At 45.6% G+C, this 18084-nt stretch carries 17 protein-coding genes; 6 read left to right on the top strand and 11 right to left on the bottom strand.

The features are described 5' to 3' along the window. Positions 1-23: 23 nt before the first annotated feature. The 4 genes from BHE18_RS03275 to BHE18_RS03260 all read right to left on the bottom strand — a co-directional run bounded on the left by BHE18_RS03275 (position 24) and on the right by BHE18_RS03260 (position 6118). Positions 24-638: a PH domain-containing protein gene (locus BHE18_RS03275; protein WP_071617219.1), complete on the bottom strand. Its 615-nt coding sequence runs from the start codon at positions 636-638 to the stop codon at positions 24-26. 370 nt (positions 639-1008) lie between these two features. Then, positions 1009-2283 (bottom strand): exo-beta-N-acetylmuramidase NamZ family protein, encoded by a 1275-nt coding sequence (locus BHE18_RS03270; protein WP_071617218.1) that lies wholly within the window; start codon positions 2281-2283, stop codon positions 1009-1011. A 26-nt stretch (positions 2284-2309) separates the two neighbouring features. Continuing rightward, the gene (locus tag BHE18_RS03265) at positions 2310-4412 is read right to left on the bottom strand and encodes a glycoside hydrolase family 3 protein (RefSeq protein ID WP_071617217.1); all 2103 of its coding nucleotides are present in this window, start codon (positions 4410-4412) and stop codon (positions 2310-2312) included. A 20-nt stretch (positions 4413-4432) separates the two neighbouring features. Then, complete coding sequence (locus BHE18_RS03260) at positions 4433-6118, bottom strand: serine hydrolase domain-containing protein (protein ID WP_071617216.1); 1686 nt, start codon at positions 6116-6118, stop codon at positions 4433-4435. Between the two features lie 490 nt (positions 6119-6608). Between BHE18_RS03260 and BHE18_RS03255 the strand changes: the two genes are divergently transcribed. Next, entirely contained in the window at positions 6609-8006 is a 1398-nt protein-coding gene (locus BHE18_RS03255) for a cryptochrome/photolyase family protein (RefSeq protein ID WP_071617215.1), read from the top strand. A 30-nt stretch (positions 8007-8036) separates the two neighbouring features. Here BHE18_RS03255 and BHE18_RS03250 read toward each other — a convergent pair whose 3' ends face one another. Together BHE18_RS03250 and BHE18_RS03245 are read right to left on the bottom strand one after the other, a co-directional pair. Next, positions 8037-8219: an archaellin/type IV pilin N-terminal domain-containing protein gene (locus tag BHE18_RS03250; protein WP_071617214.1), complete on the bottom strand. Its 183-nt coding sequence runs from the start codon at positions 8217-8219 to the stop codon at positions 8037-8039. Positions 8220-8246: 27 nt separating this feature from the next. Next, a complete protein-coding gene (locus BHE18_RS03245) occupies positions 8247-8681 on the bottom strand; it encodes a hypothetical protein (protein WP_071617213.1) in 435 nt (144 codons plus the stop codon). Between the two features lie 164 nt (positions 8682-8845). Here BHE18_RS03245 and BHE18_RS03240 point away from each other — a divergent pair, with 164 nt between their 5' ends. Both BHE18_RS03240 and BHE18_RS03235 read left to right on the top strand, forming a co-directional pair. Then, positions 8846-9400 (top strand): sigma-70 family RNA polymerase sigma factor, encoded by a 555-nt coding sequence (locus BHE18_RS03240; protein ID WP_071617212.1) that lies wholly within the window; start codon positions 8846-8848, stop codon positions 9398-9400. Further along, a complete protein-coding gene (locus BHE18_RS03235; RefSeq protein ID WP_071617211.1) occupies positions 9393-10046 on the top strand; it encodes a hypothetical protein in 654 nt (217 codons plus the stop codon). Before BHE18_RS03240 ends, BHE18_RS03235 begins: the two co-directional genes overlap by 8 nt. Before the next feature lie 32 nt (positions 10047-10078). Here the strand turns inward: BHE18_RS03235 and BHE18_RS03230 are convergent, their stop codons facing one another. Then, positions 10079-10366, bottom strand: coding sequence for a hypothetical protein (locus BHE18_RS03230; RefSeq protein WP_071617210.1), 288 nt, complete (start codon positions 10364-10366; stop codon positions 10079-10081). 207 nt (positions 10367-10573) lie between these two features. Here BHE18_RS03230 and BHE18_RS03225 point away from each other — a divergent pair, with 207 nt between their 5' ends. Continuing rightward, entirely contained in the window at positions 10574-11125 is a 552-nt protein-coding gene (locus BHE18_RS03225) for a GNAT family N-acetyltransferase (RefSeq protein ID WP_071617209.1), read from the top strand. Positions 11126-11187: 62 nt separating this feature from the next. Beyond that, positions 11188-12180 (top strand): potassium channel family protein, encoded by a 993-nt coding sequence (locus BHE18_RS03220; protein ID WP_071617208.1) that lies wholly within the window; start codon positions 11188-11190, stop codon positions 12178-12180. 59 nt (positions 12181-12239) lie between these two features. On the opposite strand, the gene BHE18_RS03215 is transcribed toward BHE18_RS03220, so the two are convergent. The 3 genes from BHE18_RS03215 to BHE18_RS03205 form a co-directional block, all read right to left on the bottom strand. Beyond that, the gene (locus tag BHE18_RS03215) at positions 12240-12647 is read right to left on the bottom strand and encodes a YugN-like family protein (protein ID WP_071617207.1); all 408 of its coding nucleotides are present in this window, start codon (positions 12645-12647) and stop codon (positions 12240-12242) included. Between the two features lie 423 nt (positions 12648-13070). Beyond that, on the bottom strand, positions 13071-14420 hold the full coding sequence (locus tag BHE18_RS03210; RefSeq protein WP_071617206.1) for a glucose-6-phosphate isomerase: 1350 nt from the start codon (positions 14418-14420) through the stop codon (positions 13071-13073). A gap of 449 nt (positions 14421-14869) precedes the next feature. After that, complete coding sequence (locus BHE18_RS03205; RefSeq protein WP_071617205.1) at positions 14870-16033, bottom strand: iron-containing alcohol dehydrogenase; 1164 nt, start codon at positions 16031-16033, stop codon at positions 14870-14872. Positions 16034-16217: 184 nt separating this feature from the next. Here BHE18_RS03205 and BHE18_RS03200 point away from each other — a divergent pair, with 184 nt between their 5' ends. Next, the gene (locus BHE18_RS03200; protein WP_032086367.1) at positions 16218-16451 is read left to right on the top strand and encodes a DUF378 domain-containing protein; all 234 of its coding nucleotides are present in this window, start codon (positions 16218-16220) and stop codon (positions 16449-16451) included. Positions 16452-16550: 99 nt separating this feature from the next. On the opposite strand, the gene BHE18_RS03195 is transcribed toward BHE18_RS03200, so the two are convergent. Further along, positions 16551-17948, bottom strand: coding sequence for an aldehyde dehydrogenase (locus tag BHE18_RS03195; protein ID WP_071617204.1), 1398 nt, complete (start codon positions 17946-17948; stop codon positions 16551-16553). Positions 17949-18084: the final 136 nt, after the last annotated feature.

Genomic DNA, 18084 nt, shown 5'->3' with positions numbered 1-18084 from the left:
GGCAGGCGATTCTGGTTATCTATCTAGTTTTGAATATACTTACTGAAAACCTCTCCAAAGTCTTTTCTTGTATTGGCATTATAATGGTCATTGAACCATTCAAACGCAAAACTGGTCGTTTGTTTGAATTCGTCTGAGATGTCATTATCATGGAAACGGTTATTGGCTATGAGTTCCCTTGCCGTCGACAGACTTTTCTCTGCAGAGTCGATGATCCGCTTTCCTTCATCCTGGATATGGGAGATGGCAAGGAGTGATTTGTATAGATCGGCGATTGCCTCTCCTTCTTTTTTATCGATATCGACTGAGAAGGCATGGTTCCCCATGGTGAATTTGATTTCAAGGTCAAGGTCGATTGTGCCTGCCGTTTCGATGGATACGTTGCTGATCGGGTGTTTGTAATAGTCATAGCGGTAAAGGTTGCGTTTGCTGCTTGAGGCCTTTTCACCATCTAAATGAATGAGCGCACGGTTGGTGAAGCAGTATTCGTCGGTTTTGGACTTGATAAGGAAGTGGATTTTTTCTCCGTCTTCGCTTAGGACATAATCGTCTGATTGTGTTTTGTCGAAGTCTTCACGTTTGATGATTTTTCCAATGTCGCTGATACCCAATGCATCACTTGCGAATTTCTTTAGCATGATTGATAACCTCTTTTCGTTTTTAATAGTTAGAAGCTTCGTTAAACAGCTTAAACAACGCTGTTGATTTCCGTGGAAGGCTTCGCTTTCCGCGGGCAGCCCGTGAGCCTCCTCGGTCGTACCTCCCTGCGGGGTCTCATATTAGCTACTTTTCACGCAGGAGTCTTCGCCTTCCACTCCAATCAACAGCTGGTTCCAGCCAGAATCAGCTGTTGCCTAACAAAACTTCACTCTACATTATGCTATCAAGAAAAGGCTGAAAATGTAAGTAGTAAGGTGGGGGTAAAATCATCAATGACTTTTAAAGGTTAAAATGAAAAGAAAAGACCCCAAGGCATATAAATGGGCCGTTGGGGTCTTTTGGGTTTGATCAGTATAGCAGGTATTGTTTTCGTACTTTGTTGAATTCTTTTAGTTCTGGCTGCCATTGGGCGGTCATTTCTTCTATGCTTCTCCCTTCTTCGATTCCTTCACGGATCCAGCCGTTTCCGATGAGGTTGTCGAAGAATGAGATGCCTGCGCTGTTTTCTGCACGGAACTGGAAGTCTTCAGGGTACATGTCATGAATTGTTTTCACGATGTGAAGCCCCGTTTCGACAGGTTTGAATGTTTGTCTGTCAGTGACATGAATCTCGATTCCGTGTGACAGTTTGCCTGCGTGCTTGGATGATGCAGGTGTGAAAGATGCCGCTCTGAAGGTGACGCCTTCAAGCTTAAGCCCATTCAGTTCATCTGCAAGGTCGGCTGCATTGATGAACGGTGCCCCGATCAGTTCGAACGGCTTCGTTGTGCCGCGCCCTTCAGAGACATTTGTACCTTCAATGAGTGCCGCACCAGGGTATACCAAAGCTGTATCAAGGGTAGGCATGTTCGGTGAAGGCATGACGAATTCGAGTGGTGTTTCATCGTAATACTTGTCACGTTTCCAGCCTTCCATTTCAACAACGGTCAGGTCTGCGCCTATATCAAATTCTGTGTTGAATAATTTTGCAAGTTCCCCGACTGTCATTCCATGACGGAGCGGTATGCTGTAGTTTCCAACGAATGAAGAGTATTCCATATCAAGTACTGGACCTTCGACTTTAGTTCCGCTCAGCGGATTCGGACGGTCGAGCACGATGATTGGGATATCATTTTCTTTTGCAGCTTCCATCGCGTATGCCATGGTGTAAATATAGGTGTAAAAACGCGTTCCTACATCCTGGATATCGAACAGAAGGACTTCTACATTTTCTAGCATTTCAGGTGTCGGTTTCTTGGTAGCGCCATAGAGGCTGTATACCGGAAGACCTGTGCGTTCATCGATATAGAAATCGACATACTGCCCTGCTTGTGCGTCTCCGCGCACACCGTGTTCAGGACCGTAAAGCGCAGTCAATTCCACATCCGGATCGTTATGCAATGTATCCACGATACTGTTCAGCTCTTGATCCACCCCGGTAGGGTTCGTGATCAAGCCTACTTTCTTCCCTTCAATCAGATCTTTTTTCTCTTTTAAAAGCTGCTCAACACCAAGTGAGAATTCTTTATGTTTTCCTTTCCCTTTTCCGTGTCCATTGCCTTTGCCATTATCATGCGCGGAGCCTGCAGACATCGTAGAAAAAATGAGTATCAGTGTGAGCAGTGCAATCATCCACTTTTTCAAATTCTTCCCCTCCCGTTAACTGAAATTTAATACGTCAAACCATGTCCGAATTCATACAGAGTACCTTCATCCACTCCCGGAATAGATACAGGAAGCTTTCCGCCTGGTGCATTCGCTCCGAAAATCGTCGCGGCTGATGCCTTAAAGCTTGCCGTGCGGAAACCGTATTGAGCAAGATAAGCGTCAACTTCTTCGTTATACGCCATGATGTCGTATGGGTTGCGGATGCCGACAGTGATTACAGGGGCATCTGTTTCGTCTTGTAAAGCTTTGACCATCTGCATCTGGGAACTCTCAGGAGATCTGCCAGAAACATTGTAAGTGTAAGTACCGGCGATGACAGCTGAAGCTTCCCTGATTTCCGCTTTCTGTTCTTCAGTTAATTGGTAGCTCGATGAAACCTTGATGACTGTAGTATTTTCATGCTGTTCCTTTACAGCTTTCCCTAGATCCTCGATATACGTATTACCGATAACAACGACCTTTTCACCTTCAGAAGGATTTAATGGAAGTGCCTGCTCGTTTTTCACAAGCGTGATGGAACGCTCGGCCGCTTCTTTTTCCACTTGTTTATGCTCTTCAGATCCAACGATTTCATTTGCTTCAGCGATTTTTTCTTCCAATGGTAGCGGGGTTTCTTCCTTGATGACCCCCCGTTTGATTTTAAGGGAAAGGATTCGTTCAACGGAGGATTCGATACGATCAACCGTCAGTTCACCGCTGACGACCGCATCCAGAAGCCCTTGTCTCACTTCGCTCAGTCCGACCGGCATAAGGACGATATCCGTTCCCGCTTTTACTGCTCGTACGGCCGCATCGACTGCACCGAAATGGTCGGCGATCGCTTTCATATTCATGGCGTCTGTCGTGATGATGCCCTCATAGCCCATTTCTTCACGCATCAATTCTGTCAGGACTTTATGAGAAAGAGTGGCCGGGACTGCAATTTCTTCTCCTGTTTTTTTCGAAATTGCCTTGGAGTCGTCGATTTTAGGGAACGTGACGTGAGCCGTCATGATTGCATCGATCCCCGCATCCATTGCCTTCTGGAACGGATACAGTTCAACTTCCTTCAATCGTTCTTTATCGTGAGGAACTTCCGGCAGCCCAAGGTGTGAATCAACAGCAGTGTCACCGTGGCCCGGGAAATGCTTGGCAGTTGCTGCGACACCGGCGGACTGAAGTCCTTCCGTATAGGCTACTCCCATTTCCGCGACCAATTCGGGATCACCGCCGAAAGAACGGACCCCGATCACCGGGTTGTCAGGGTTGATATTGACGTCCATTACCGGTGCAAAGTTTACATTGATTCCAAGGGAATGAAGTTCTTCCCCAATCGCTTTCCCTACATTATGGGCAATTTCAGGTGACCTTGCAGCCCCCAATGCCATATTCCCAGGGAAGTCTGTTCCAGATTGAAGACGTGTAACGATTCCGCCTTCCTGGTCGATTGTCATCAATAGACCATACTTTTCAGCCGCATCCTGATAGTCGGCGACCAGCTTCGTCGTTTGGTCGGTCGTGACGACATTCTCACGGAATAAAATAACCCCGCCGAGATGATAATCCTTCACCAGCTGTTCGATTTCAGGAAGCATTTCCGTTACATTTTCCCCGTCCCAGTTCCTGAAGTCAGGCATGAGCATCTGACCGATTTTTTCTTCAATCGTCATGTTTTCGATCGCTTCATCAACCAGATTGTAGCGCTCTCCTTTTTGCTTTATGATCTTTGCTTCCGATGCAGGTTTGCCTTTTTCTCCTTTTTTATGGACAGGCTTTACATGCACGGCTATGCGGTCGGAATATGTTCCGTTTGACACTTTGATAAAGGTTTTACCATTCTTGCCGGTCAAAGTGACTTTTCCATCCTCATCCACTGAGGCCACTGTTTTGTTTGAAGAACTCCAGTCCAATCCTTCGGACACAAGCGTAAAGTGCCCGTCGTTATAGACATTCAATGCCTTCATTCCTAATTCTTCACCCGCTTTGACCTCCACTTGAGGTGCATTTTGATAGATGATCAAATCTTTCAGACTGCTTTCCGCCTTCACATTGTTCAGCGGCAGTCCGGAAATGATGAGCGCAAGTACCAGGACGGATAAAGAAAAGATTTTATTAAAGTGTTTCATGCGTGTTCCTCCCCTTCTTTTTAATAACTGCGTTTAGCCCAGCCTTTGAAATGCGCCTTCAGCTTATGTCCGATATCCGATTTCAGTCCGATATCTTTCACATACCACCCGCGGTAGTTAACGGATGCATCTGTTTCGTAGTTGAAACGGATGTACCTTGTTCCTGCAGGGATAGTTACTTCCTCTTCCGACCAGCCTTCACTGTTCCCTGTAAGAGAAGAACCGGCCGCTGTCCAGGTTTCCCCGTCCACGGAGGTTTCTACATGACCGAAATCCGAATCCTTCTCGATCCGGTACCAAGTATCAAAGGATAAGACTGCATCCTTATCAATGTTCACTTCTGCCACCAGGCTGCGTTCCAATTTATCTCCGTACCCTGCGAACCAGGCTTGTTCTTTCTTTTTCCCTTCCATATCCACAGGGATTGAATCTGCAACCAACTGTGCAAACGGACGTCTGACCGTATTGGTCGACACGGTGTTCCGTGAAGGATGCACACGATTTGTCAGGAGGATGGCGATCGTATCGTTATCCTTATCCACAACGATCGAAGTTCCTGTGTATCCTGTATGGCCCAGTGAATTCTCTCCTGCAAGACCGTCCATGAACCACCCCTGGTTCAGTTCCCAGCCAAGTCCATGGTCATCACCCGGGAATTCGGGGATTTGATTCTCCGAGAGCAGTTTGACCGTCTCGGGTTTCAGAATCTGTTTGTTTCCATAGCGCCCCTCTTTTACAAACATATGGGCGAATTTAGCCAGATCTTCCGCTGTTGAAAATACTCCCGCGTGACCGGCAACACCGTCGAGTGACCAGGCATTTTCATCATGCACTTCTCCCCACACGAGTCCGCGCCCGATCGCAGGCTGGTATTCAGTTGCCGCAATCCTTTCTTTCAAGGATGCAGGCGGATTGTACATCGTATCTTTCATCCCGATAGGTTCAGTAATATTTTCTTTCACGAATTCATCAAGACGCTGACCGGACAATCTTTCGATGATGGCACCCAGGGTAATCATGTTTAAATCACTGTATGTATAGGCGGTGCCGGGTTCATTCGCAAGCGGCTGGTTGAACACCAGCTGCAGCCTGTCTTCTCTATCATTCCCTTTACTGTAAAGGGGAATCCATGCCGTGAATCCGGACGTATGCGTCATAAGCTGCCGGATCGTCACATCTTCTTTCCCGTTCGCTGCAAACTCGGGGATATACTCCGCCACCGGATCGTCAAGCCCGAATGCCCCGTCCTCATAAAGGATCATTGCGGCAGTGGTAGTAAAGATCTTACTGATGGAGGCAAGGTCGAAAATCGTATCCTCCTGCATGGCTACCGGTGAGTCTGCTTCTGTGAAATCACCATCTGTATAACGGTAAGCATCCCCGTATGCCTCATGCTTCACGATATGGCCGCTCCTCGCGACAAGTGCAACGGCCCCTGGCATGACACCCTCCTCAATCTTCTCTTCCATCAACGGATCGATCCGGTCCAAAGTCGACTGAATCATCCCTGCCCCGCGTGCTGTACCTTGATGAAGAACAGGCGCTGAGGGTGCGGGATTCCCCCATGTGAATGCAGGATGCGACTTTACCTGCTCTGCTTTTGCTGCCGGCCTGTCTTTATCCCCGCCTTCCGCAAATACTGCGGGACTAAATAAGGACGTACACATCAAAGCGGTCAAGGCGATTGAAACTGGTTTCTTTTTCATCCATATTTCCCTCCTTTTAGTTATAAATGTAAGGGTTTCCAATTACTCTACTATTCTAGTTTATGGAATTAAAAGTATAGATGTCTATACCACTTAAGTCCTGTTAGCTCGCAGAATGTCGTTATTACGTATGACATATGGACTATTTTGAAAATTTAGACTATTTTTGTTGAAATTTCCGGAGGTTTGCGGCTGTTGACTCCATAATGATGTGGGTCTTTTACCAATTAATAGGTTATGATAATATAATTGAATTCTTGATAATATAATGTTTATATTTGATAATATATTGTGATTTCTGATAATATTCTCCCTGTTTTTGATAATATATCCTCTTTGCACAGTCAAATGGCCAGAAGATACATACAAAACCTGCCCCAATTCGTTATTTTCCACTCTCAATTCTTATAACCCATCCATTTTTGAACCCGAACCCCTGACTTTTATATAATTTTCATAAGAAAATAATCAAGAAAGCGAGGTGGCATCCATGAACAAACCGACGATCGTCCTGATCAGGCAGGACCTCCGCCTGCATGATCATCCTGCTCTTTATCACGCATCCAAAGAAGGACCCGTCATTCCACTTTATATTCATGATGAGAGTCTGTCACAACCAGGCGAAGCCAGGAAATGGTGGCTCCACAGGAATCTCGAACATTATCAAAAATCCCTCGAAGCGATTGGCGGATGCCTGTTGTTTGATGAAGGCAAATTGGAAGAAGTGCTTCCCAAATGGGTGAAGAAGACAGAGGCTGCAGCGGTTTACTGGAATCGCTTGTACGACCCGGACACATTTGAAAGGGATAAGAAACTTGCAGAGGAACTGGCTGCGGATGGAATCAAGGTAAAAACATTTGAAGGGACCCTCCTTCTTCCTCCATGGAAGATAACAAAAGCAGACGGGGCTCCTTACAAAGTGTATACTTCCTACTACAAGGCCCTTAGGAAAGCGGAAATCCCGAAACCTGTTCCCACGCTTAAATCAATGTCTGTCCCTGAAATTGTTGACATGCACATGCAGCTTGCAGATTTACGGCTGCTGCCTGAAATCAGCTGGTACAAGATAATGGAGAAAGTCTGGGATCCCGGAGAGAAGGCAGCGTTAAAACGGATGAAGCGGTTCAGCAACAGAGTCCAGGATTATGATGAAGGCAGGGATTATCCGGCAGCAGGAATCCATTCCACTCTTTCTCCTTACCTGTCAGTAGGGGCAGTTTCGGTGAGAAGCCTGTTCCATCACTTTACTGAAAAAATCGAGAAACAGACTGAACCGTTCATCAAGCAGTTGATTTGGAGGGATTTTTCGTATTCCGTCCTCATGCACTTCCCGCAGTCCCCTGAAGAACCTCTGCACGAGAAATTCAAGGCGTTTCAATGGGAAGAAAATGCCGCACATTGGGAGAGCTGGATCAAAGGCAGAACCGGCTATCCGATCGTCGACGCCGGCATGAGGGAGTTATGGGCAACTGGCTTCATGCATAACCGTGTCCGAATGATCGCGGCTTCCTTTTTAAGCAAGCATCTGTTGATCCCCTGGCAAAAAGGGGCGGACTGGTTCATGGACACGCTGATCGATGCCGACACCGCCAACAATTCGATGGGCTGGCAGTGGGTGGCGGGGAGCGGCTTTGATTCATCGCCTTACTTCCGAATCTTCAACCCGACCCTTCAAAGCGAGAAGTTCGACGGGGAAGGCGAGTACATCCGGATGTGGGTTCCCGAACTGAAGGACATGCCGTCCAAATACATCCACTCCCCTTCCGCGGCTCCCGATGACGTGTTAGAAGAAGCCGGTGTGAAACTGGGTGTAAATTACCCACATCCCGTTGTCGATCATAAAGCTGCCAGGCAGAGGGCCCTGGACCGTTTCGAAAAAATAAAATAGCAGGGGAACCGCCATTGTGCTGTTTCCCTGCTATTTTTTCACACCCTCTTGCGGGAGGACTTTTCTTAATAAGAGAGCTGTACCGAATGTCATGATAATTAATAGCAGCGCGCTGACGATCGGAGCTAGTCCTCTGCTTTCTTCAAAAACGTCCAATATCCCTGAATATACCCCTGCCATGATGGCTGCTAATATAATTCTTCCTGTCCTCAACAGGTATTCCCCCTTCAGCCTGTAAACTTATAAAAATGCCGCGGCAAATGCCACTGACCAGCTCCCGGCAAGGAAAATGAGGCTGGCAAGAAGATAGAGACTCATCCCATATGTACCGGCTGCTTCGTATTCATGTTTATACGCATTGTTCGTAATGTATTTTGCCGTCGTCCCCGCCGCATTCCTGCTCGCCCGATTCGTGATGTTCGTGACCCAGCCCAGACCGAAAAAGCAGAGGCTCGTAACAAAGATCGTATCGATGAATCTCCAGTCTCCGAGCCTGCTCAGGGCAAAGGACCCGCTGGCCATTAATAGAAGAAGCATAAAAATAATCGTACTTTTAAGATATTTAGGTTTGATCGACTTTTGCAGTACTTTGCCTATGCAGTCAATTGCAAAAGCCCCCATCGTCAAGACAATCAAAAGAACGATCGTGAAGCCGGCATTCACATAATAATTCATGATTCCCTCCTCCTCCCACTTTTTCTGCACAGCATTCAACTACATTTACGATCCCTTACTGGAAAAAGTTTCATAACCTTTCATAATTCCCACAAATTTCACAACTTTTTTCCAACCGGGCACGTCAAATTGTTAGAATGGAGAGGACGAAAGCAGGTGATTTTTTGCTGGAAAATCAAAAAGCAGCCTTTCCTGACTCATCTAGGGACCTCATCCTGGAAAGAGCGATGAGTGAGTATGGCAACGATATTTATTACATAGTGTATTCGTACGTGAAAGACCACAGCCTGGCTGAAGACCTGACTCAGGAAGTCTTTGTGAAGGTCTATAAGAAACTGGATTCCTTTCGCGAAGAATCTTCCTTAAAGACATGGATTGTACGGATGGCAATCAACCACTGCAAGGACTACCTGAGGCGGTGGGATACGAGGATGATATCGTTCACCAACTCCATCAATGAAATGGTGAGGGGCAAATTCGTAACACCTGAACAGAGTCTCATCCAGGAAGAAACCAAGAGTGAGCTCGTACAAAATCTATTATCTCTGCCGGTTAAATACCGGGAAATCATATTTTTGTTTTATTTTGAAGAAATGAAGCTGGCAGAGATTGCAGAGTGTATGGATTTAAACCTGAATACTGTCAAGACGCGTCTGGCAAAAGGACGAAAGCTTCTGGGTGCCGCATATCAAAACAGTGAGGTGTATGACAATGGATGAATTGAGCCGTCTTCGAGGACTGATGAAAGAAGAAACGTTTAAGCATCACGGCTTCACTGACAAAATGAGAAGAAATATATTAGATGAGATTCATTCCGGTAAAAGCAAATCCTCCTATAAAATGAGACCGGTGATTGCTCCGATTATGTCAGCGGTGTTCGTATTGGCATGCCTTACCTTTTTTGTGTATCTAAGCGGAAGCCAGCTTGATCTATTTCAGGAAGGTAAGAACGCAAGCCAGGCTGAATGGCATGAACTCGAATTAGAGGTGGACGAAAATGACACAAAATGGAATGAAGACATCAAGCTGCCCTCCTTGGTTCCTTTTGAAGTCGTCGATCGTTCCTACAAAGCTACAGAAGAAGATGGATTTGATACCTTTACGGTGAAACTGACTGGTCCTCAGGAACAAATGTTGACAGTGAAAATGGATCTTGGTCTTGAAATGTTCGAACCCGAAATCGATGTTCCGTTGAAGATTGGAGAAGTGACTGGGAGTTATCATTACAACCGGGAACTTCAAACAAGCAGTGTAAACTGGTTTGACGATGGAATTAAATACTACATGCAATTTAACCCCCGCACATCAAATATCACCTTAGATAAAGAAGACATGAAGCGGATTGCGGAGTCTATTGAAAAATGATTATGCTCTCGGGACATAATTATTTTTTATGGTTAATTTAACCCATAGGATGTTTTAACATATTGATTAGTTTTATCATAATATACTTTTTTCCAGTATTGCTCGTTTGTATCAAGATAGTTGTAAATGATGTAATAGGTCGTCCGGCTGAGCCCCGTGTATTCCCATGAAAGACTGCCGTACCCCCCCGGCGGTCCTTCTATGGACCGGTTAAAGTCTCCCTCTGCCGAAGCAGCTTTTACACTGATTGCCGCTGCCCCCGGTAAAATCAGGCCAAGTGCGAGTAAACATTTCAATCCTGTCCTTACCGCTTTCTTCATACCCATGTCCCCTCACTTCCAACTTTTTCATATAGTTATACTCTACTAGTTTAATTCCATTTATTGTATTTTTCAACAAAAAGCTAAGAGACATCTTCCAAACGTTTCACTTTTTCGAAATTTTCCTTATTTTCTAATTCACTCATGATATACTCTTTTAAAAGAGAGCTGCTTTCTATAAAAAGAGAACCTGAAGGAGAGATCAAGATGACGACGACAACGTATCCAATCTTTGAAACAGAACGCCTTATTTTAAGGCAGATCACAAAAGAGGATGTCAATTTTTTATTTGACCATTATACTTCGAGGGAAGTACTGCAATATTTCGGGATGAGCCCCATCTCTTCGAAAGAAGTGGCTGAAAACATGGTCGATAACTTCGAAAAACAGTTCGAAGCAGGCGGCCCGATGCGCTGGGCGATCGTGGATAAAAGCACGGATCAAATGATGGGGACATGCGGGTTTCATGGTATTGCAAAGTCTTATAAACGCTGTGAAATCGGATATGACCTTCACCCTGATTACTGGGGCAACGGCATAATGGGTGAGGCATTGAAACCGTTGATAACATACCTTTTCATAGAAAGGGAGATGAACCGCATCGGTGCAGTGATCGTTCCGAATAATATGGCCTCCTCAAGGGTCGTGGAGAAACTCGGGTTCCGCCGTGAAGGACTTCTGCGTGATTATATCCTGCAGGAAGACACCATGTATGATGCATATATGTACAGCCTGTTAAAGAAAGAATGGCTGGATTAGTTATGAAATAAAGCTTAATAGGCAATAATGGTCAGTGCAGAATAAAAAGGAGGCTGGATGAAATGGTTCAGCAAGTGTTTCATCAATTCCTGCGCTGGCCTTTATTAGTGCGGATTTTTTTAATCGCGATAAGCCTTATGACCGTTTTTGGGATCCTTATCCACTTTGTCGAACCCGATACGTTCCCTTCCTATTTCGATGGAATATGGTGGGCGGTCATCACAATGTCGACAGTCGGTTACGGAGACTTTGTTCCGGCCACCACCGAAGGAAGACTGTTCGGCGTCCTGCTCATCCTTGTAGGTGCGGGTTTCCTGTCCACCTATTTCATCACGCTGGCTACAAATACGGTCATGTCCCAAAATGCATATATCGAAGGGAAAGCGACATTCAAAGGAAAGGATCATGTCGTGATCATCGGCTGGAATGAACGTGCAAGGGAAATCATCAACCAGTTAAGTTCCCTCCATTTCAACGGGGAGATTATCCTGATAGATGAAACATTGCAGCAAAACCCCTATCGCAATCACCATATCCATTTTATCAAGGGAGAACCTTTTAAAGATAAAGTATTGGAAAAGGCAAGCATGCACGAAGCATCGATTGCCCTCATCACAGCCGATCAGAACCGAAATGAAATCGAAGCCGATATGCATTCGATCCTCACACTCCTCGCAGTGAAAGGGAATCATCCCAATGTGTATACCGTGGTTGAAATCCTGCAGAAGGACCAAGTCTTGAATGCTGAGAGGGCCGGCGCTGATGAAGTGATCCAGACCAACCTCCAGTCAGGCTATGTGATGATCAACAGTATCATTTCAAAAGGAATGTCAAAGGCGATCCTCAAGCTGTTGAACCACCTTAAAGGGAATCATCTTCAGCTTGTACCGGTCACAGAAGACTGCCTCAACCAAACCTTCCAATCTTTAAGCGAGAGTCTGCTGGAGCATAACATCATTCTCCTTGGGATTAAAAAGGGCGAGGAAACATTGGTGAACCCCCCCTTGACCACAATGGCAGAAGCTTCAGACGAACTGCTCGTCATCACAAATTAATAAACAAGAAGCTGCCCCCGTATATAAGGGAGTCAGCTTCTTTTTACGTATCGTCAAATTTAATTGGTCATCATAATATCTTCAAGTTCCTTTACCAGCTCCCGGCCGATATCGACATACTTGTCAGGTATACTTGCATCCGGATCCTGAGGCTCTGAGAATTGATTGACCGTCCCCGAAAAATCACCGGCTGCGGCAAAGTCATCCAATCCCCTTTGATACTTGTGTCCAAGCAGGAATGGTTTGCCGAATTCAACCGTTGCACCCCTTGAATCAAGCTGGCCGTCAACCGCCTTGAACGGTACCCGTAAAAATTGATAGCCGACCTCATCGTCTATCTTATAATCAAAATATCCGTGGTCGTAATCCCAGTTGCCGCCGATCGTATAACCGAGAGGCTTCAGAAGCTGTTCAAGTTTGTATAATTGATAATGTTTACCTTCAATAGTGGATGAAAGCTCAATCACTCAAATCAATCCCCTTTCTTTAGGAGTAGTTTTTCCAAAAGAGGGGGAAAGATGTATAAAAAGAAGAAGTACACTTATCGCAGGCTCTTAACACCGCTAATGATTTCCTTGCAAGACTTCGCTTTCCGCGGGTAGCCCGTCCTCATTGAAGTGGATATCTGTCTAGCTGCAGGACTTAGAGGCACATGTCATAAGCCAAACCGACCAAGAAGGCAAAGTGCACGCCTTCGTGGCCGATTCGTCTTATGCCACACGCCTCTGAGCAAAGCCCTTCCGCTTTTCGGTCAGGAGTCTTCGTCTTGCACTCCAATCAAACCGCTGGGAAGAGTAATATTTAACTGTACATTTATAAGAAGAACCCGAACAGTTGTGTTCGGGTTCTTCTTAGGCTAAAGCACTAATATCTCAGCCTCTTTATTAATCTTATTTTAAACGCTTTTCCAGTTCAGCTTTTTTCTCTTCGAATCCAGGCTTCCCTAGAAGGGCGAACATGTTGACTTTGTATGCTTCCACACCAGGCTGGTCAAATGGATTGACTCCGAGCAAGTAGCCGCTCATTGCACATGCTTTCTCGAAGAAGTAGACGAGATAGCCGAATGTGTAAGCATCCATCGCCGGAATTTCAACGATCAGGTTAGGCACTCCGCCATCAGTATGGGCAAGCAGGGTCCCTTCGAATGCTTTGTTGTTCACAAAGTCCACGGTTTCACCTGCAAGATAGTTCAAGCCGTCGAGGTCACTGTCAGCCTTTTCGATTTTCAGCTCATGGCGGGGCTCCTGTACTTTGATGACTGTTTCAAACAGGTCGCGGCGCCCTTCCTGAACATATTGTCCAAGTGAATGAAGATCGGTAGAGAAGTTTGCGGACGAAGGGAAGATCCCTTTCTGGTCTTTTCCTTCGCTTTCGCCGAACAGCTGCTTCCACCACTCGGAGAAATACTGCAGACCAGGCTCATAGTTGATCAGCATCTCAATCGTTTTTCCTTTATTGTAAAGGACGTTGCGGACTGCCGCATATTGATAGGCTGGATTCTCCGTCAATTCAGACTTGCTGAAGTCTTCACGTGCTTCTGCAGCACCCTTCATCATCTGCCCGATTTCAACACCGCTCACCGCAATCGGAAGCAGCCCTACAGCTGTAAGAACCGAGTAGCGTCCGCCGACGTCATCCGGTACGACAAATGTTTCATAACCTTCATCGTTAGCAAGTGTTTTCAAAGCACCTTTCGCCTTATCCGTTGTTGCATAGATACGCTTGCGTGCTTCTTCAACCCCGTACTTCTCTTCAAGCATCTTACGGAAAATACGGAAAGCGATCGCCGGCTCTGTCGTAGTACCTGATTTAGAAATCACATTGATCGAGAAATCTTTTCCTTCTAAAAGGTCCATAAGATCCTTCATATAAGTGGAGCTGATGTTCTGTCCGAGGAAAAGGACCTGCGGAGTCGAACGCTTCTCTTTTGGAAGGGCATTATAGAAGCTGTGGTTCAGCATTTCGATGGCTGCACGTGCTCCAAGATAAGAACCACCAATCCCGATCACAAGCAGGATATCTGAATCATTTTTGATTTTCTCTGCAGACTTCTGGATGCGGGAGAATTCTTCTTTATCATAATCGACAGGAAGATCGACCCATCCAAGAAAATCACTTCCTGCCCCTGTTTGTTCGTGTAAAGAATGATGCGCAACTTTCACTGCATCACTTAAGTATGTAAGTTCATGTTCTCCAAAAAACGATAGCGCTTTTGAATAATCAAAACGAATGTGTGTCATAACCATCCTCCGATTAAATTATTTTATTCTATCTCACTTTATCGAATGCTGAGACGATAATCAAGAACGCGCCATTTTTGAAAGCGCAGTCATGATGAAATTTTTCTTCCCTTGATGATTTTCCCCTGTTTTTGGTGATTTAAAACAGGGATTTGCCTTGAACGCCGCTTTTGATTTCCGTGGAAGACTTCGCTTTCCGCGGGTAGCTTGTGAGCCTCCTCGGTCGTACCTCCCTGCGGGGTCTCACATTAGCTACTTTTCCCGCAGGAGTCTTCGTCTTCCACTACAATCAAAAGCTGGAATCACCCAATTAACAAAAAGAGGATCTTCCCTAATCATCCCCTTATTATAATTTTCAAGTTCATCTCACTCTGCTCGTCTTTATAAAATAAAATAATTTCTTTTCACAAAAAAGAGCAGCGATAAAAGCTGCCCCTTTTTGATGGATATTATAAAGAAGCTCTCAGGATTGCAAGAACGTCTTCTTTGTTTAGTTTGTTGAAGTTGCCGAATTCTCCGTTTGCCATTGCTTTGTCGGCCATGAGGTCGAGTTTGCTGTCATCGATATCATAGTCGGCCAGGCTGGATGGCGCTCCGATTGAACTCCAGAATTCACGAAGCTTGGAAATTCCTTCAAGCGCCGTTTCTTCTTCTGTTTTTCCTGTTGGATCCACATCGAATACGCGCTCCGCCATTTGTGCGAAACGTGAAGGGTTCACCTTCAAGTTGTGCTTCATCCAGTTCGGGAAGAGAATCGCAAGTCCTCCGGCATGAGGGATATCATACACTGCAGAAACCGCATGCTCGATGTTGTGGCTTGCCCAGTCTCCGCGGTAGCCCATTTGAAGCATCCCGTTCAGCGCGATGGTTCCTGAATAAAGGATCGTTTCTCGCAGTTCGTAATTTTCAAGGTCATTGATCAGCTTCGGAGCTGTTTCAATGACTGTCCTTAATGTGCTCTCACACATACGATCCTGTAATGGTGTATTCGTTGCGTCATTGAAATACTGTTCGAATACGTGGGACATCATATCCACCATACCATAGATCGTATGATTCTTCGGTACAGTGAACGTGTTTACAGGATCGAGGATGGAGAACTGAGGGAAGGTGACAGGGCTGCCCCAGCCGTATTTCTCCTGAGTTTCCCAATTCGTGATGACTGATCCCGCATTCATTTCAGAACCAGTCGCTGCAAGTGTCAGCACCGTTCCGAATGGAAGGGCTTCATGTGCAAAAGCCTTTTTCGTCACTAGATCCCAGGCATCGCCATCATATTTCGCTCCCGCTGCGATTGCTTTTGTACAGTCGATGACACTGCCTCCGCCTACCGCAAGAAGGAAATCGATATCGTTTTCCTTACAGATCTTGACGCCTTCCTTTACAGAAGACAGACGCGGGTTCGGGTCTACGCCTGACAGCTCATGCACTTCAGCATTAATACTATTTAAGATGGAGATCACCTGATCATATAGTCCATTACGTTTAATGCTCCCGCCGCCATACACGACAAGCACTTTTTTACCATATTGAGGTACCAGTTCTTTTAATTGCTCCACTTGCCCCTTACCGAAGATCAATTTGGTCGGGTTATAATAAGTAAAAGTATTCATCCTTCGTTACCTCCTTTATTCATGACGCGCATTCAAATAAGCCGCGTTCATTCACCTTTCTATTATTGAATATATCTTTCCCAAATTGCAAAGAAACTGCACTCAGAAAAAACTTTCTTTAATGGAATAAGTCTGATGAGTTTGGACATCTTATAAATGAGCCATTGTTAAGGAGGAAAATAACATGAGTGCAATTCAACGTATTGCTTTGGTTCTGACGATCATCGGTGCCATCAACTGGGGTTTGATCGGATTCTTCCAATTTGACCTAGTAGCGGCAATCTTCGGTGGACAAGATTCTGCCCTGTCCCGTATCATTTACGGTTTAGTGGGAATCGCAGGTCTCATAAATCTCGGATTATTATTCAAGCCAACAGAAGAGATCGAAAGAGAACCACACACAGAACCTACGCGCTAACATTAACAGATAAGGCCCGTCCCTCGCTTTCAACAAGTGAGGGACGGGTTTTTCGCATGAAAAAAGTGACCCATCAGCCTCTGCGATGAGTCACTTCCATCATTTCATCAATTTTTTTATTATTTTCAATCCCAATTTCGAATTTGGATACTTAAAACTGACGTCAAATTTTGTTGTTTGCTTTAAAATGCTTTTATAATGGGAAAATGCAGTGAAGCTCGATTCCCCGTGGTAACTGCCGATTCCGCTTTCCCCCACTCCCCCGAACGGAAGGTATGGAGTGGCCAGATGCATGAGCGTATCATTCACGCAGCCGCCGCCGTATGAAATGGAACCATTCACCTTATCCGCCACCCCATCATCACTTGTGAACAGATAAAGAGCAAGCGGTTTGGGGCGGTCGTTAATAAAATCGATCACTTCATTCAAATCGTCATACCCCAAAACAGGGAATATCGGTCCGAAAATTTCATCCTGCATGACAGGGACAGAAGCGTCTTTCGGGACCATGAGAGTCGGCTCAATTTTCAATGAGGCATGGTCAACCCGGCCTCCTGTCAAAATCTCTCCGTCCTCCAGGTAAGCAGTCAGCCGGTTGAAGTGCCGTTCATTCACGATTTTTCCGTAAGAGTCATTGGCAAGCGGGTTTTTACCATAAAAATCCCTGACCGCTTTTTGGAATTCTTTAATGAACCGTTCTTTCACACTTTCATGGACGAATAGATAATCAGGGGCCACACAAGTCTGACCTGCATTCGTCACCTTGCCGAACGCGATTCGTTTGGCGGCAAGGGGGATATTGGCCGTATCATCTACGATACAAGGGCTTTTTCCACCGAGTTCCAGTGTGACGGGTATAAGCTGTTTCGCTGCGGCTTCCATGATCACTTTCCCGACCGGCACACTCCCTGTAAAGAAAATATAATCAAACGGCTGCTCTAAGAGATGCTGTGTCGTTTCCACCCCTCCTTCGATGACCGCTAAATATTCCGGATTGAAATGGGAATCGAAGATCCGCTTAATCAGATTCGATGTGTTCGGCGTTAGCTCGGACGGTTTGATAACGACTGTATTTCCTGCAGCGATCGCTCCGATGACAGGGGCAAGTGCCAGCTGAAAAGGATAATTCCAAGGTGCAATGATAAGGGTGGTCCCGTATGGCTCCGGTACTTTATATGCCTTCGATCCAACATGCGTCTTCGCTGTCTTTACCTTGACGGGAGCCGCCCAGTCATCGATGTGCTTCAAGGTGAACCTGATCTCTTCAAGCAGAAAACCTATTTCCGTGGTGTAGCTTTCCATTTCGGATTTATTCAAATCCTGTTTCAGCGCAACAATAATTTCTTTTTCGTGCTTTGAGATAATATCTGCCAGTTTCTGCAGCGTTTGTTTCCTCATATCCAGAGTCTTCGTACTGCCTTCTTTAAAAAACTGCTTCTGCTTTATAATTGCGTCATGTATGATTTCACGGGATGTTTCTTCAATTGCTGTCGTCAATGAGATCCCTCCTCGTTCTGCATAAATTCATATATAAGTTAATATAGCATGAATCACCATTATAATTCTTATGTAATATGCTGAAACACCAAAAAGAACCTGTTCCGAACGAATCGGGAACAGGTTCTTCTTATTT

The sequence above is a fragment of the Rossellomorea aquimaris genome, assembly GCF_001877785.1.
GTDB lineage: Bacteria > Bacillota > Bacilli > Bacillales > Bacillaceae_B > Rossellomorea > Rossellomorea aquimaris_A.
The sequence above is the reverse complement of the archived record's forward strand: the minus strand, read 5'-3'. Positions and strand labels throughout refer to the sequence as shown.

Coding starts and splice junctions, on each gene's coding strand:
- BHE18_RS03255 (WP_071617215.1), top strand. CDS start 6,609: ATGAACAAACCGACGATCGTCCTGATCAGGCAGGACCTCCGCCTGCAT.
- BHE18_RS03265 (WP_071617217.1), bottom strand. CDS start 4,412: ATGAAACACTTTAATAAAATCTTTTCTTTATCCGTCCTGGTACTTGCG.
- BHE18_RS03260 (WP_071617216.1), bottom strand. CDS start 6,118: ATGAAAAAGAAACCAGTTTCAATCGCCTTGACCGCTTTGATGTGTACG.
- BHE18_RS03205 (WP_071617205.1), bottom strand. CDS start 16,033: ATGAATACTTTTACTTATTATAACCCGACCAAATTGATCTTCGGTAAG.
- BHE18_RS03235 (WP_071617211.1), top strand. CDS start 9,393: ATGGATGAATTGAGCCGTCTTCGAGGACTGATGAAAGAAGAAACGTTT.
- BHE18_RS03275 (WP_071617219.1), bottom strand. CDS start 638: ATGCTAAAGAAATTCGCAAGTGATGCATTGGGTATCAGCGACATTGGA.
- BHE18_RS03225 (WP_071617209.1), top strand. CDS start 10,574: ATGACGACGACAACGTATCCAATCTTTGAAACAGAACGCCTTATTTTA.
- BHE18_RS03245 (WP_071617213.1), bottom strand. CDS start 8,681: ATGAATTATTATGTGAATGCCGGCTTCACGATCGTTCTTTTGATTGTC.
- BHE18_RS03220 (WP_071617208.1), top strand. CDS start 11,188: ATGGTTCAGCAAGTGTTTCATCAATTCCTGCGCTGGCCTTTATTAGTG.
- BHE18_RS03210 (WP_071617206.1), bottom strand. CDS start 14,420: ATGACACACATTCGTTTTGATTATTCAAAAGCGCTATCGTTTTTTGGA.
- BHE18_RS03230 (WP_071617210.1), bottom strand. CDS start 10,366: ATGAAGAAAGCGGTAAGGACAGGATTGAAATGTTTACTCGCACTTGGC.
- BHE18_RS03200 (WP_032086367.1), top strand. CDS start 16,218: ATGAGTGCAATTCAACGTATTGCTTTGGTTCTGACGATCATCGGTGCC.